Annotated in this window: 10 protein-coding genes; 5 read left to right on the forward strand and 5 right to left on the reverse strand. The window is 74.2% G+C overall.

All coding sequences use genetic code 11. The annotated features are described in order from the left end of the window. Positions 1-8: 8 nt before the first annotated feature. The 4 genes from KV205_RS03940 to KV205_RS03955 all read left to right on the forward strand — a co-directional run bounded on the left by KV205_RS03940 (position 9) and on the right by KV205_RS03955 (position 5,701). Positions 9-1,478, forward strand: a complete 1,470-nt coding sequence (locus tag KV205_RS03940) for a GAF domain-containing protein (protein WP_374214616.1) — start codon at positions 9-11, stop codon at positions 1,476-1,478. Between the two features lie 175 nt (positions 1,479-1,653). Then, positions 1,654-2,838 (forward strand): MFS transporter, encoded by a 1,185-nt coding sequence (locus tag KV205_RS03945; RefSeq protein ID WP_274710084.1) that lies wholly within the window; start codon positions 1,654-1,656, stop codon positions 2,836-2,838. A 21-nt stretch (positions 2,839-2,859) separates the two neighbouring features. Next, positions 2,860-4,347 (forward strand): acyl-CoA synthetase, encoded by a 1,488-nt coding sequence (locus tag KV205_RS03950; RefSeq protein ID WP_265862149.1) that lies wholly within the window; start codon positions 2,860-2,862, stop codon positions 4,345-4,347. Then, positions 4,340-5,701 (forward strand): carboxyl transferase domain-containing protein, encoded by a 1,362-nt coding sequence (locus tag KV205_RS03955; RefSeq protein ID WP_265862151.1) that lies wholly within the window; start codon positions 4,340-4,342, stop codon positions 5,699-5,701. Before KV205_RS03950 ends, KV205_RS03955 begins: the two co-directional genes overlap by 8 nt. 74 nt (positions 5,702-5,775) lie before the next feature. Here the strand turns inward: KV205_RS03955 and KV205_RS03960 are convergent, their stop codons facing one another. The 5 genes from KV205_RS03960 to KV205_RS03980 all read right to left on the reverse strand — a co-directional run bounded on the left by KV205_RS03960 (position 5,776) and on the right by KV205_RS03980 (position 12,254). Continuing rightward, complete coding sequence (locus tag KV205_RS03960) at positions 5,776-5,949, reverse strand: hypothetical protein (RefSeq protein ID WP_265862153.1); 174 nt, start codon at positions 5,947-5,949, stop codon at positions 5,776-5,778. Between the two features lie 116 nt (positions 5,950-6,065). Then, positions 6,066-9,764, reverse strand: coding sequence for a S8 family serine peptidase (locus tag KV205_RS03965; protein WP_265862155.1), 3,699 nt, complete (start codon positions 9,762-9,764; stop codon positions 6,066-6,068). Positions 9,765-9,957: 193 nt separating this feature from the next. Then, the gene (locus tag KV205_RS03970; RefSeq protein WP_265862156.1) at positions 9,958-11,223 is read right to left on the reverse strand and encodes an MFS transporter; all 1,266 of its coding nucleotides are present in this window, start codon (positions 11,221-11,223) and stop codon (positions 9,958-9,960) included. Beyond that, positions 11,220-11,714: a GNAT family N-acetyltransferase gene (locus tag KV205_RS03975; RefSeq protein WP_265862158.1), complete on the reverse strand. Its 495-nt coding sequence runs from the start codon at positions 11,712-11,714 to the stop codon at positions 11,220-11,222. The genes KV205_RS03970 and KV205_RS03975 overlap by 4 nt, the downstream gene beginning before the upstream one ends. Positions 11,715-11,780: 66 nt before the next feature. Then, positions 11,781-12,254 (reverse strand): MarR family winged helix-turn-helix transcriptional regulator, encoded by a 474-nt coding sequence (locus tag KV205_RS03980; protein ID WP_265862159.1) that lies wholly within the window; start codon positions 12,252-12,254, stop codon positions 11,781-11,783. A gap of 132 nt (positions 12,255-12,386) precedes the next feature. Here KV205_RS03980 and KV205_RS03985 point away from each other — a divergent pair, with 132 nt between their 5' ends. Then, on the forward strand, positions 12,387-12,803 hold the full coding sequence (locus KV205_RS03985; RefSeq protein ID WP_265862160.1) for an organic hydroperoxide resistance protein: 417 nt from the start codon (positions 12,387-12,389) through the stop codon (positions 12,801-12,803). The last annotated feature ends 254 nt before the right edge of the window (positions 12,804-13,057 follow it).

The following is a 13,057-nucleotide window of genomic DNA, read 5'->3' on the forward strand; positions in this document are numbered from 1 at the left end:
ATGAGGCCATGTCGATCATGGACGAGGACGCGCACGGGCCCGCGGGCACCGACCCCGGCACCGGGACCGGCTCCGGCACCGATCCGGGTACGGCGCCCGCGCCCCGGCTGCCCATGCTCCTGGAGGCCGTCCTCGGCGTCGGCAGCGAACTCGAACTGCGGGCCACCCTCCAGCACATCGTGGACACCGCGACCGCGCTGACCGGCGCCCGCCACGGCGCGCTCGGGGTCGTCGACCCCGAGCGCGGCCGCACCACCGAACGGTTCACCGCCGGCACGGCGGCCGACGACGAGCCCGACGCCCCGACCGACGAACCGCTCGTCCTCGACGTGCCCATCCGCGTGCACACCGAGGTCTTCGGCCGGCTCCACCTCACCGGCAAGCGGACCGGCCCCTTCACCGAGGAGGACCGGGCCTTGCTCCGGGTCCTCGCCACCCAGGCCGGCATCGCCATCGGCAACGCCCGCCTCTACGAGACCGCCCGCCGCCGCGAGCGCTGGATCGAGGGCGCGGCGGCCGTCACCACGGCGCTGCTCGCCGGGAGACCGGCCGAGGACGCCCTGACGACCGTCGCCGAACGGGCCAGGCTGCTCGCCGACGCCTCCGCCGGCGTGGTGCTCCAGCCCACCGAGGAGGGCGGCATGGAGATCGTCGCCGCCTCCACCCCCGACGACCCCGGCGATCTGATCGGCACCACGATCGCGCCCGGCTCCCCCGTCCTGGTCCAGCTGCTCGGCGGCGAACCGGTGTTCATCGAGGACTCGGCCACCGACCCCCGGATGACCACCCACGTCCGCAGCCGCTTCGGGCCCTCGATGATGCTGCCGCTGCAGAGCGGCGGCCGGCTCATCGGCACCCTCGCGCTCCCCCGGCGGCGCGGCGACCGCCCCTACTCGGCCGTCGACCGGCTGCTCGCCTCACAGTTCGCCTCCCAGGCGGCGCTCGCCCTGGTGCTCGCCGACGCCCAGCACGACCGCGAACAGCTCGCCGTCTACGAGGACCGCGACCGGATCGCCCGCGACCTGCACGATCTCGTCGTGCAGCGGCTCTTCGCCACCGAGATGATGCTGGAGTCGACCCGCCGCCGGGCCGCCGTGCGCGAGGTCGACACCCTCCTCGCGCGGGCGGTGGACGAGCTGGACTCCACCATCCAGGAGGTCCGCACCACGATCTTCGCGCTCCAGCAGCCGCCCGCCGACGCCCCGGCCTCCTTCCGCGGCCGGGTGCTGCGCGAGACCGGCGGTGCGGCGGCGCTGCTCGGCTTCCAGCCGTCCGTGCACTTCTCCGGCGCCGTCGACACCCTCGCCGACGAGACCGGGGCCGACCGGCTGCTCGCCACGCTGCGCGGCGCGCTCGCCGCCGCCCACCGGCGCTCCGGCGTCGGGGCGGTCACGGTCGAGGTGGGCGCGGGCGCGGACGGCCTCCGGCTGCGGGTCGCGGACGACGGACGGCCGCCGACCGTGGTGACCTGGCCCTGACCCGTAAGCCTGCGTACGAAGACCAAGGCCCCGGGCCCCCGGCGTCCCTCGTACGGAGCAGTTCCGCGCGCCCCGCCTCCTCCCCCGATCTTGACTTGGGGGCGTGGACACCGCAGCGAAGCCCCCCGCCGCCCCCGCCGAGAAGATCCCCGCGGCCGCCTACCGCAATCTCGTCATGGCCACGGTCGGCTTCACGCTCACCTTCTGGGCCTGGAACCTGATCTCCCCGCTCGGCGGCTGGTACGGCGACCGGCTCTCGCTCAGCTCCTTCCAGCAGTCGCTGCTCGTCGCGATCCCCGTCCTGGTCGGCTCGATCGGCCGGATCCCGGCCGGCGCGCTCACCGACCGGTACGGCGCCAAGCTGATGTTCCCGCTGGTGTCGGCGCTGACCGTCGTACCCGTGCTGCTGCTGATCGTCGTCAAGGACTCGTACGGTCTGATGCTGGCCGTGGCCTTCCTGCTCGGGCTCGGCGGCACCACGTTCGCCATCGGCGTCCCCCTGGTCAACTCCTGGTTCCCGCCGGTCAAGCGGGGCTTCGCGCTCGGTGTGTTCGGCATGGGCATGGGCGGGGTGGCGCTCTCCGGCTACTTCACCCCGCGGATCGCCAAGCACGGCGAGAACCTGCCGTTCATCGTGGTGGCCATCGCCCTCGCCGGATACGCCGTGCTCGCCGCCGTGCTGATCTCCGACCGCCCCGACCGGCCCGTCCCCGCCGCGTCGCTCGCCACCCGGCTCGGCCGGGCCGGGCGGCTGCGGGTCACCTGGGAGCTGTCGGCGCTGTACGCGATCGGTTTCGGCGGCATCGTCGCGTTCGGCGTCTACCTGCCCACGTATCTCAAGACCTGGTACGAGCTCGACCCGACCGACGCGGGTACCAAGGCCGCCGGATTCGCCCTGGTCACGGTGGTGTTCCGGCCGTTCGGCGGCTGGCTGTCGGACCGGGTCCACCCGGCCCTGGTGACCGCCGCGGCGCTCGCCGTCGTCGCGCTCCTGGCCATCGTCCAGGCCTTCGACCCGCCGCTCGACCCGGGCGGCACCATCGCCCTGCTCATCATGGCGGCCGGCCTCGGCACCGCGTCCGGCTCGGTCTTCGCCCTGGTCTCCCAGGTCACCCCGCAGGCCCAGGTCGGCAGCGTCACCGGCATCGTCGGCGCGATGGGCGGGCTCGGCGGCTTCGTGCCGCCGCTGGTCATGGGCGCGATCTACAGCGCCAAGGACTCGTACTCGATCGGGTTCATGCTGCTCTCCGACCTGGCGCTTGCCGGCTGCGTGTACGCCTACGGCCGGATGCGGAACATCCGGCCGGAAAGCGGGGATCCCGCGCCCGACGTGAGCAAGGTCGCAGCGCGCCGGACCTGACGGGTGGGCAGAATCCCCGGCATGAGCGCCCGCCTCCTGGCCCTGAAGACATCCGACCGGCCCGCCCTGCGGTTCGGCGCCGGCACCCTGACGTACGAGGAACTGGCGCGCGCCGCCGGCGCCCTGGCCCCGCGGCTGCGTGCCGCCGGCCGGGTCGCCGTGTGGGCCACGCCCACGGCCGGGACGGCGGTCGGCGTGGTCGCCGCGCTGCTCGCCGGCGTGCCGGCCGTCCCGCTGAACCCGCGGATCGGCGAGCGCGAACTCGCGCACATCCTCCGCGACAGCGCGCCCGGCGCGGTGCTCGCGGCCGCGGGGGACGAACTGCCGGCGGGGCTCGCGGGGCTGCCGCGGATCGACGTGGACGTACCGGCGTCCGGGTCGTACGCGGACGGCGACCCGTACGCCGAGGAGCCGGTCGACCCCGACGAGCCGGTCGACCCCGAGTCCGCGGCCCTGATCGTCTACACCTCCGGCACCACCGGCCCGCCCAAGGGCGTCCTGCTGTCCCACCGCGCCATCGCCGCCTCCCTCGACGCGCTGGCGGCCGCCTGGGCCTGGACCGAGGACGACGTCCTCGTGCACGGCCTCCCGCTCTTCCACGTCCACGGCCTGGTCCTGGGCGTCCTCGGCCCGCTGCGGCGCGGCGGCGAGGTACGGCACCTGGGCGGCTTCTCCGTCGAGGGCGTCGCGAAGGAGCTGGGCGAGGGCGGCGGCACGATGCTGTTCGGCGTACCGACCATGTACCACCGGATCGCGGAGGCCCTCCCCCACGACCCGGCGCTGGTACGGGCCCTGACGGGCGCCCGGCTCCTCGTCTCCGGCTCGGCGGCGCTCCCGGTGCACGACCACGAGCGGATCACGGCGGCGACGGGGCGGACGGTGATCGAGCGGTACGGGATGACCGAGACGCTCATGAACACGTCCGTCCCCGTGGGGTCGGGCCCGCGCCCCGGCTCGGTCGGGCTGCCGCTCGACGGCGTCGAACTGCGGCTCGTGGAGGAGGACGGCTCCGTGCTGCCGGTGGCCGACGGGGAGACCGTCGGCGAGATCCAGGTGCGCGGCCCGAACCTGTTCACCGCGTACCTCAACCGGCCGGACGCGACGGCGGCGGCCTTCGCCGAGGGCGGCTGGTTCCGTACCGGGGACATGGCGGTACGGGAGCCCGACGGCTACGTCCGGATCGTCGGCCGCAAGGCCACCGACCTCATCAAGAGCGGCGGCTACAAGATCGGCGCCGGCGAGATCGAGAACGCGCTCCTCGACCACCCCGGCGTCCGCGAGGCCGCGGTCACCGGCGAGCCCGACCCGGACCTCGGCGAGCGCATCGTCGCCTGGATCGTCCCCACCGACCCCACCGCCCCGCCCGCCCCCGGCCCCCTCGCCGACCACGTCGCCACCCTCCTCGCCCCCCACAAGCGCCCCCGCGAGGTCCGCTACCTGGACGCCCTGCCCCGCAACGACATGGGCAAGATCCTGAAGAAGGCGCTCCGGGAGCCGACCGATGGCTGAGCGCCTCTCCGCCCGCGCGGCGATCGCCCTGGTGACGGACGACTTCACGGAGCTGACCGCGCCGCCGACGCCGGCCGACGGGGCCGGCGAACAGGGCACCGGGCAGGCAGACGGGCCCCTCGGCTGGGACGGCTACGGCGCCTCCCGGGCCCGCGCCGCGGAGCGTACCGGCGAGGAGGAGTCCGTCGTCTTCGGGACCGCCGCCGTCGGGGGGCGGTCGTGCGTGCTGGTCGTGTTCGAGTTCGGGTTTCTCGGGGGGTCGCTCGGGCGGGCGGCCGGGGACCGGTTGGTGGCGGCCTACGCGGCGGCGGGGGCGAGGAGGGTGCCGCTGGTGTCCCTCGTCGCCACCGGGGGCAGTCGGATGCAGGAGGGGATGATCGCCCTCACCCAGCTGCAGCGGGTCGCCGCGGCGGCCGTCCGGCTGCGGGCGGCGGGGCTGCCGCATGTCACCGTGCTCCGCGACCCGGCCACCGGCGGGGGCTGGGCCACCGTCGGGGCCGGGGCGGATGTGGTGCTGGCGCTGCCTTCGGCGCAGGTGGCGTTCGCGGGGTCGCGGGTGCGGCCGGCGGACGCCGACCCCGCCGCGTACACGGCGGAGGACCAGCACGCGCACGGCCATGTCGACGCCCTCGTACCGCCGGAGCGGCTGCGCGAGGCCCTCGCGCTGTGGCTGCGGCTGCTGACCGCGGAGGCCGGGGAGGAGCCCGTGGCCGCTCCGCCGCCGCACGCGCTGCGCGAGCGGGAGCTGCCGGCCACCGGGTGGGACGCCGTGCGGGCGGCCCGCGCGCCCGAGCGGCCGCGGGCCGGGGCGTACCTCGACGCGTACTTCGCCGTGCGGGCCGCGATCAGCGGCGACCGGGCCGGCGGGGTGGACCCGACGGTGGAGTGCGGATTCGGGGTCCACGAGGGGCGGGCGGTGGCGTACGCGGCGCAGCTGGGCGGGGCGACCCGGCCGGCCGGGTTCCGTACGGTGGCGCGGCTCGCCCGGCTCGCGGACCGGCTCGGCATCCCGGTCCTGACGCTGATCGACACGCCGGGCGCGGCCAACGACGCCGCGGCGGAGCGGGCGGGGGCCGGGCCGGCCATCGCGGAGGCGTTCACGGCGATCGCCGAGGCCCGTACGCCGGTGACCTCGCTGCTCGTCGGCGAGGGCGGTTCGGGCGGGGCGCTCGCGCTCGCCGCGCCCGGCAACACCTGGGTCACGCCGGACGGCTATTTCTCGGTGATCGCGCCCGAGCTCGCCGCGCAGATCCTCAAGCGCCCGCCGGAGCGGGTGCCGGCCACCGCCGACCAGCTGCGGCTGCGCCCGCAGGACCTGGTGGCGCTCGGGGTGGTGCGCGGCATCGTCGGCTAGGCGGTGTGGGGCCCGGGCGTGGGAAAGGCCCCCTCGGTTCGAGGGGGCCTTCGCCGTGACGACGGCAGAGCGGCTCAGGCGGCGTCGCCCGCGCACATGCTGAAGTCGCCGCAGACGACGACCGTGTGGTCCACCACGGTCACGCTGTCGCCGTCCGAGTCGCCGTCGTAGCCGTAGGCGAGGGCCGTGCCCGAGCCGGAGAGGACGACGGCGGCGGCCAGGGCGGCCGTGGCGAGGAACTTGCGCATGAAATTACCTCCTGATGAGCCGGGTTGCTCAGACCGGAGCCTGACCTGGGCATAGACCGACGGCAAGGACACGCGCCCGGACCCGCCCCGGGACGACCCGTTCGGGGGGCGCGCGACTACTTCGCGCCCACCGCCCGGATGATCTCCTGGACGACGCTGCCGCCCCGGTCGTCGCTCGCGCCGGCCCGCAGCGAGACGGAGCCGGCACCGGCCGGGACGCGCAGCTCGCCGCGGCCCTGCGCGTTCAGCGCCGTCCTGGTCCAGGTCGCGCCCTCGTCGTAGGAGACCTCCAGGGTGGCGGCGCCGATGGTGCCGGTGCCGGCCGCGCCCTTCACGTACTCGGTGAAGATCCGTACGGGCACCTTCGACCCGGCCCGCACGTCGCCGGCGAGGTCGGTGTCGAGGTCGAAGCCGAGGTTGATCAGCGGCAGGTAGGTGGTCCGGTCGGACGGGGTCTCGGCGGAGCGGAAGGTCCATTCGGCGTGGCCCTTGGTGCCGAGCCGCCAGCGCTCGCGGTCGAGCGCGGTGTCGGTGACGACCCTGTACGTGGCCTCCTCGGCCGGGGCGTCCCAGGCGTAGGCGCCGGAGCTCTTCTTGCGGTCGACGCGGACGCCGTTCACGTACACCTCGGTGTACTGGGTCATCGTCGGGTCGCTCCACACGTTGCCGAATCCGGTGTGGTCGGCGCCGGAGTCGCCCCACCCGGGGGTGTTGAACCGCAGGTCGTTGCCGGTGCGCTGCTGGCCCCAGCCGAGGCCGGTGCCGAGCCAGGGGTGCCAGACCGGCTCGAACCAGTCCGTGGCCTGCTCGCTGCCGCCGCGGTAGACCGACAGGCCGCCGCGCTGCTCCAGGGACTCGCCGAGGTCGACGGACTCGTGCCACTTCTGGCCGGGGCCGGTGGAGACGTACTCGGTGCGCTCGGCCGGGAAGGCGATCCACTCCTTGAAGCCGAAGCCGCGCGGGAAGGTGTCGGTGATCGAGTAGCGGAACTCGCCGCCGAGCTCCTTCTTCGCGGTCGGCATGTGGTACGTCGCGTCGATGGTCGCGAGGTCGCGGGCGCCGGGCCGGTAGACCAGGTCGGTGCCGATGGCGCCCGGGTGGCCCTCGGAGAGGTCGTACGTGAAGGGGGTGAAGCGGGTGCCGGTCAGGTCGAGGCGGCCGCCACGCGCGGCGGCGGTCGCGAGCCGGGCGGCGTCGGCGGCGTTCACGGTGGCGACGGGCAGCTTCCGGTCCTGGTAGTCGGCGGTGCCGAACCACGACATCAGCCGGCCGGGCTCGTCGTCGGTGACGAACAGCGCCGCGGCGCCCGCGTCCTCGGCGGTCTGGGCGAGCTGCGCGGTGTCCGCGCCGGCGGTGCGGCGGACGAGGACGGCCTTGCCGGTGACGTCCTCGCCCGCGTACTCGGCGGCGGTGCCGGTGCCCGCGTCGACCACGGGGAGGCGGTGGCGGCCTGCGAGCAGGCCGCTGCCGGCCTGCGGGGTGAGCTCGCCGAGCCCGACGCCGCCGCCTGCGGTGCCTTCGAGCATCGGCTTGCCGAGCCGCCAGACCGTGCGGTACTCGAAGCTGCCGGTGGCGGGCTTCGCGGTGGGCGCGGCGAAGATCGAGTCGTACGTCATCGGGACCTGCACGGCCCCGCCGTAGGAGGCGCCGTTCGCCTTGCGGTCGAACTCCATCAGGAGCTGCCGGGTCTCGGTGCGCCGGTCGACCTCGGCGCGGATCTCGCGCAGCTGCCGCCCGTCGAGGGTGATCTCGCGGTCCCGGTCGAGGACGATCTCGGGCGCGGTGAGGAAGCCGAGGCCGAGGGAGTCCTTGCCGTGCGAGCCGCGCACGTCGAGGAAGGTGTCGACGCTGTACGTGCCGGGCTTCAGGCGCAGTTGGAGGGTGCCGGACTCGCCGACGGTGACCGGGAAGGGGTCCACACCCGCGGTCAGCTGCTGCACGCCGAGATAGGCGGCGGTGGCGGCTCCGTCACGGTCCTTGACGTGGACGGTGAGGGTGTAGCGCTCCTCCTCCTTCACCAGGCCGAGCGCGGTGTGCGCGACGACCGATCCGGCGGACGTCGCGGTGATCCGGCCGGAGTTGGTGCCGACCGGCGCCTTGGTGCCGTCGCCGGTGACGGTGGTGCTCGCGGTGCCGTGCGCGGGGACGGTGAGGGTGCTGTCGGCGAGGGTCGCGCTGCCGGCCGGCATGCCCTCGACGGCGAGGTTCAACTCGACGGGCGCGTCGGAGGAGTTGGCGTACGTGACGGTCTTGGCGACCGGCTTGTTCGCCTCGTACGGCCAGGCGAGGAAGCCCAGGTCGGCGGAGCCGGTGGCGGTCACATCGGCGTTGATCGCGGCGGCCACGTCGACCCGGCCCGCGCCGAGGTCGTAGGCGGAGTCGGCCAGCGTCTTGGAGCTGGACATCAGGGCGTCCTTGAGCCGGGCGCCGGTCCAGTCGGGGTGCTTCTCGGCGAGCAGCGCGGCGACGCCGGCGACGTGCGGGGTCGCCATCGACGTACCGCTCATCGAGGTGTAGAGGCCGCTGCCGGGGAGGAGTTGGGAGCGGGCGGCGAGGATGCCGACGCCGGGGGCGGACACATCGGGCTTGAGCGCCTGGTCGCCGAAGCGCGGGCCCTTGCTGGTGAAGTACGCGGCCTGGTCGGCCGGGTCGACGGCGCCGACGGTCAGCGCGGAGTCGGCGGCGCCGGGCGAGCCGATGGAGCCGGGGGCGCCGGTGTTGCCGGCGGCGATGACGAAGAGCGCGCCGGTCTCGGCGGAGAGGGTGTTCACGGCCTGGGCCATCGGGTCGGTGCCGTCGCTGGGCTCCTGCGATCCGAGGCTCATCGACACGACCTTGGCGTCGATGTCACGGGCGGCCCACTCCATGCCGGCGATGATCTGCGACTCGGAGCCGGAGCCCTCGTCGCTGAGCACCTTGCCGACGGCGAGGGTGGCGCCGGGCGCGACGCCCTGCTCCCGGCCGGCCGAACCGGCACCGCTGCCGCCGACGGTGGAGGTGACATGGGTGCCGTGGCCGTTGCGGTCGGCGACCTCCTGGCCCGCGATGAAGGACTTCGTCTCGGCGACCCGGCCGGTCAGGTCGGGGTGTCCGGCGTCCACACCGGTGTCGAGGACGGCGACCTTGACGCCCTTGCCGGTGAGTCCGGCGGCCCAGGCCTCGGGGCTGCCGATCTGGGCGTTGGACTCGGCCATCGCGGCCTTCACACGGGCGTCGAGCCACACCTTGGTGGCGCCGGCGGACCGGGCCGTCCGCCGGGTGCTCGCGGTACGGGTGAACTCGCGCCAGAAGGCCTCGGGTTCGGTGGCGGTGACGGCGGCGCCGCCGATGCTGGGCAGCGCGCGGACGGTCTCGGTGCCGCGCGGGGCCTGCCCGGCCGCCGCACGTGTGCCCGTTCCGTGGGTGACGATCAGCGGCAGGTCGCCGGTGATGCCCTGCTCGACGAGTCCGGTGACGTCGAAGAGGCGGCGGTCGAGGACACCGGCCGCCAGATAGGGACGGGCCTCGTCGGGTATGACGGTGACCCTGCCGTTCGCGGTCTCGGTGCGGACCGCTCCGGTGGCGCCCTTGGCCCGGTCGACGGTGACGGTCTGCCGGCCGCCGCCCAGGTCGGTGAGAGTGACCCGGTCACCCGTGACCAGGGTGACGGTGGTGCTCGCCGAGCCGGCGGCCCGGTCGGCGGCGCCGGCCCCGTCCGCGCCGCGCGCGAACGTGGCGGGAACCGTCGCGGCCGAGGTCTGTCCGGCGGACAGCAGCACCAGGGAGAGCCCCGCGGCGAGCAGGGCGGCCCTTCCTCCTGCGGAAGGTCTGATCACGACACACTCCTCGCGACACCCGGGGGAAGGGTGGGTTCCGGGCGTCGCGAGGAGTCTGGTCCGTGGGGCGGGAGTTGACCCCCGGCGTACCTGGCGGACATGTGCCGTGGCGGCCAACCGCCAGTTCGGGGCGAGGGGTTGCGGGGATGCCACGTCGTGGGCATCACGGCACCGGGCGTTACGGGACCGGGCGTTACGGGACCGGGTGCCGGGCGTCGTAACGGCGGAAGCCCTTGCCGTACAGCGCGAGCAGTCCGATGGCGAGGACACAGGCGAGACCGCCACCGGTGACGGCGACCGCCGGGGAGGTGAGATCGGCGACCGAGCCGGCCAGGAAGTCGCCGAGCCGGGGCCCGCCCGCGACGACCACGATGAACACGCCCTGCAGCCGGCCGCGCATCTCGTCCGGGGCCGCGACCTGCAGCATCGTGTTCCGGAAGATCATCGAGACGGTGTCGGAGTAGCCGGCGACGGCGAGCAGGAGCAGCCCGAGCCAGAGGTTGCGGGTGAGGCCGAAGAGGGCGATGGCGGTGCCCCAGGACGCGACCGAGAGCAGGATCGCCTGCCCGTGGTGCCGGATCCGGCCCTGCCAGCCGGAGAGCACCCCGCCGAGCAGAGCGCCGAACGCCGGTGCGGCGACGAGCAGTCCGGTGGTCCTGGCGTCCCCGCCGTACCAGAGCACGGCGATGGCCGGGAACAGCGCCCGGGGATGGGCGAGGATCATCGCGCAGAAGTCCGAGAAGAAGGTCATACGCAGGTTGGGTCGGGTGGCGAGGAAGCGCAGTCCGTCGAGGACGGAGGCCCGCTTGGTACTGGAACCCTCGGCGCGCTCGGGCAGCATCGAGGGCAGCCGCCACATCGCGTAGAGGGAGGCGGAGAAGGCGATCGCGTCGATGAGGTACGCGGCCTGGTAGCCGGCCAGACCGACCACGACGCCGCCGAGGCTGGGCCCGACGAGGGTGCCGAAGGTGGTGGTCATGGCGTTGAGCGCGTTGGCGGCGCGCAGCTGCTCGGCCGGCAGCAGCCGGGGGATCATCGAGCTGCGGGCGGGCGCGTTGAGCGCGGCGCAGACGGCCTGGAGGGCGACGATCCCGTACAGGAACCAGACCCGGTGGAAGCCGGCGAAGGCGGCGACGCAGAGGGCGACGGACAGCGCGGCGAGTCCGGTGGAGCTGGCGAGGCCGAGCTTGCGGCGGTCGACGGTGTCGGCGATGGCTCCGCCGTACAGCCCGAAGACGACCAGCGGGACGAGGGTGAAGAGGCCGACCAGGCCGACCGCGAAGGTCGACCGGGTGATGTCGTAGACCTGGAGGGAGATGGCGAGGGTCGTCATGCCCTGGCCGACCCAGGTGACGGAGTTGCCGAACCAGATCCGGCGGTAGTCGGCGGAGGTACGGAGCGGGGTCAGGTCGGCGAAGAGCCTGCGTTCCTCGGGCTCGGCCGTCTGGGTGGCGCTCACGCGGCGTCGGCCGGGCGCTCGTCGGTGAGGTCCCAGTGCAGCTCGGGCCGGGCCCAGTGGATCTGCCCGGCGGGCGGGACGGTGCCGGTGCGGCGGGCACCGGTGCGCAGGTAGAACTCCTCGGCGGGCGGGTGGGAGACGACCCGTATCGAGTCGAGTCCGGCGGCCCGGCCCTCGGCGAGCATGTGGGTGATGAGCTTGCGGCCGATGCCGAGGCCCTGGGCGTCGTCGGCGACGAAGGCGAGGTCGAGCTCGGCCTCGTCGAGGAGGAGGGCGTAGAAGCCGAGGACCAGGCCGTCCGCGTCGACGGCGACGTGGACGGGGTGGTGCTCGATGTACGCGGCGCCGACCTGGTAGCCGTCGACCATGGACGCGTACGCGCCGGTGTAGGCGCCGGAGCGGCGGACGAGCCGGGTGAGCCGCTTGGCGTCGGCGGCGGTGGCGCGGCGCAGGGTGGTGTCACGCGCGGGTGTGAGCGAGGGCGAGGGCATGGACGCAGTCTAGGACTGACACCGCCCCCGGATCCTTACATTTGGATGTCGGACACAGACATCGCGCTACTCGGCGACCGCCACGCACCGCGCCACGTCGTCGGGGTCGACGGCGTCGAGGCGGGTCGCGAGGGCGTTGAGCCGGTCGCGCAGCTCCTGGATCTCGGCGAGGTCGAGCCCGGTGGCGGCGGCGATCCCGCGCGGGACGCCGAGGGCCTGCTCGCGCAGGGCGGTGCCCTCGGGGGTGGGCCGTACGGTCACGGACCGCTCGTCCTCGGCGCTGCGCCGCCGCTCGACGTAGCCGGCCGCCTCCAGGCGCTTGAGCAGCGGGGAGAGGGTGCCGGAGTCGAGCCGGAGTCGCTCGCCGATCCCCTTGACCGGCAGCTCGCCGTGCTCCCAGAGCACCAGCATCACCAGGTACTGGGGGTAGGTGAGGCCGAGCTCCTTGAGCGCGCCGCGGTAGACCCCGTTGAACGCGCGGGAGGCGGCGTGCAGGGAGAAGCAGATCTGGCTGTCGAGCCGGAGGAAGTCCTCGTCCATGCCCTCCAGGGTACGGGAGAGCTGGATCACACGCCATTGAGTTGTGCACAACTGAATGGCGCGCTACAAATGAATGCGGGCGGCAGCACGACCCACCGCCCGACCTCCTCGGACAGGAACGGAAGACCACTCATGGACGCGATCTACACCGCAGTCGCCACCGCCAACGGCCGCGAGGGCCGCGCCGTCAGCTCCGACGGCCTGCTCGACCTCCCGCTCGCCCACCCGGTCGCGCTCGGCGGCAACGGCCAGGGCACCAACCCGGAGCAGCTCTTCGCCGCCGGCTACGCCGCCTGTTTCGCGAGCGCCATGGGCGTGGTGGCCCGCAAGGAGAAGATCGACATCTCCGAGGCGTCCGTGACCGCCGAGGTCTCGATCGGCAAGGACGCGGCGGACGGCGGATTCGGCCTGGCGGTCGTGATGCGCGCCGAGTTCCCGGACCACCTGCAGGGCGAGGCGGGCCGCGCGCTCCTGGAGAAGACCCACGCGTTCTGCCCGTACTCGAAGGCGACTCGCGGCAACATCAAGGTCGACCTCGTCGTCGAGTAAGAAGCCGTCCACCGGAGCCCGAACGGGCCTCCAGTGGACTTCTGTTGACAATCGTCCTCCCCCGGGGTGCCATTGACCCCGGGGGCGTTCGTTTGTGAGTTTTCACGTTCGGGCACGGGGGATTCGCCGAACGTACGACGGGCAGTCATGGGACGGCCGCCGGGCGGTGGTTCGCGGGCGCTCTTCTTGGGGCGCTCGCGACCGGCTCCCGGCCGGCTCCGCACCGAGCCCCTGTCCGCTCGTACCCCGGAGGA

Origin of the sequence: Streptomyces sp. SKN60 (genome assembly GCF_026236535.1) — a bacterium.
Classification (GTDB): domain Bacteria; phylum Actinomycetota; class Actinomycetes; order Streptomycetales; family Streptomycetaceae; genus Streptomyces.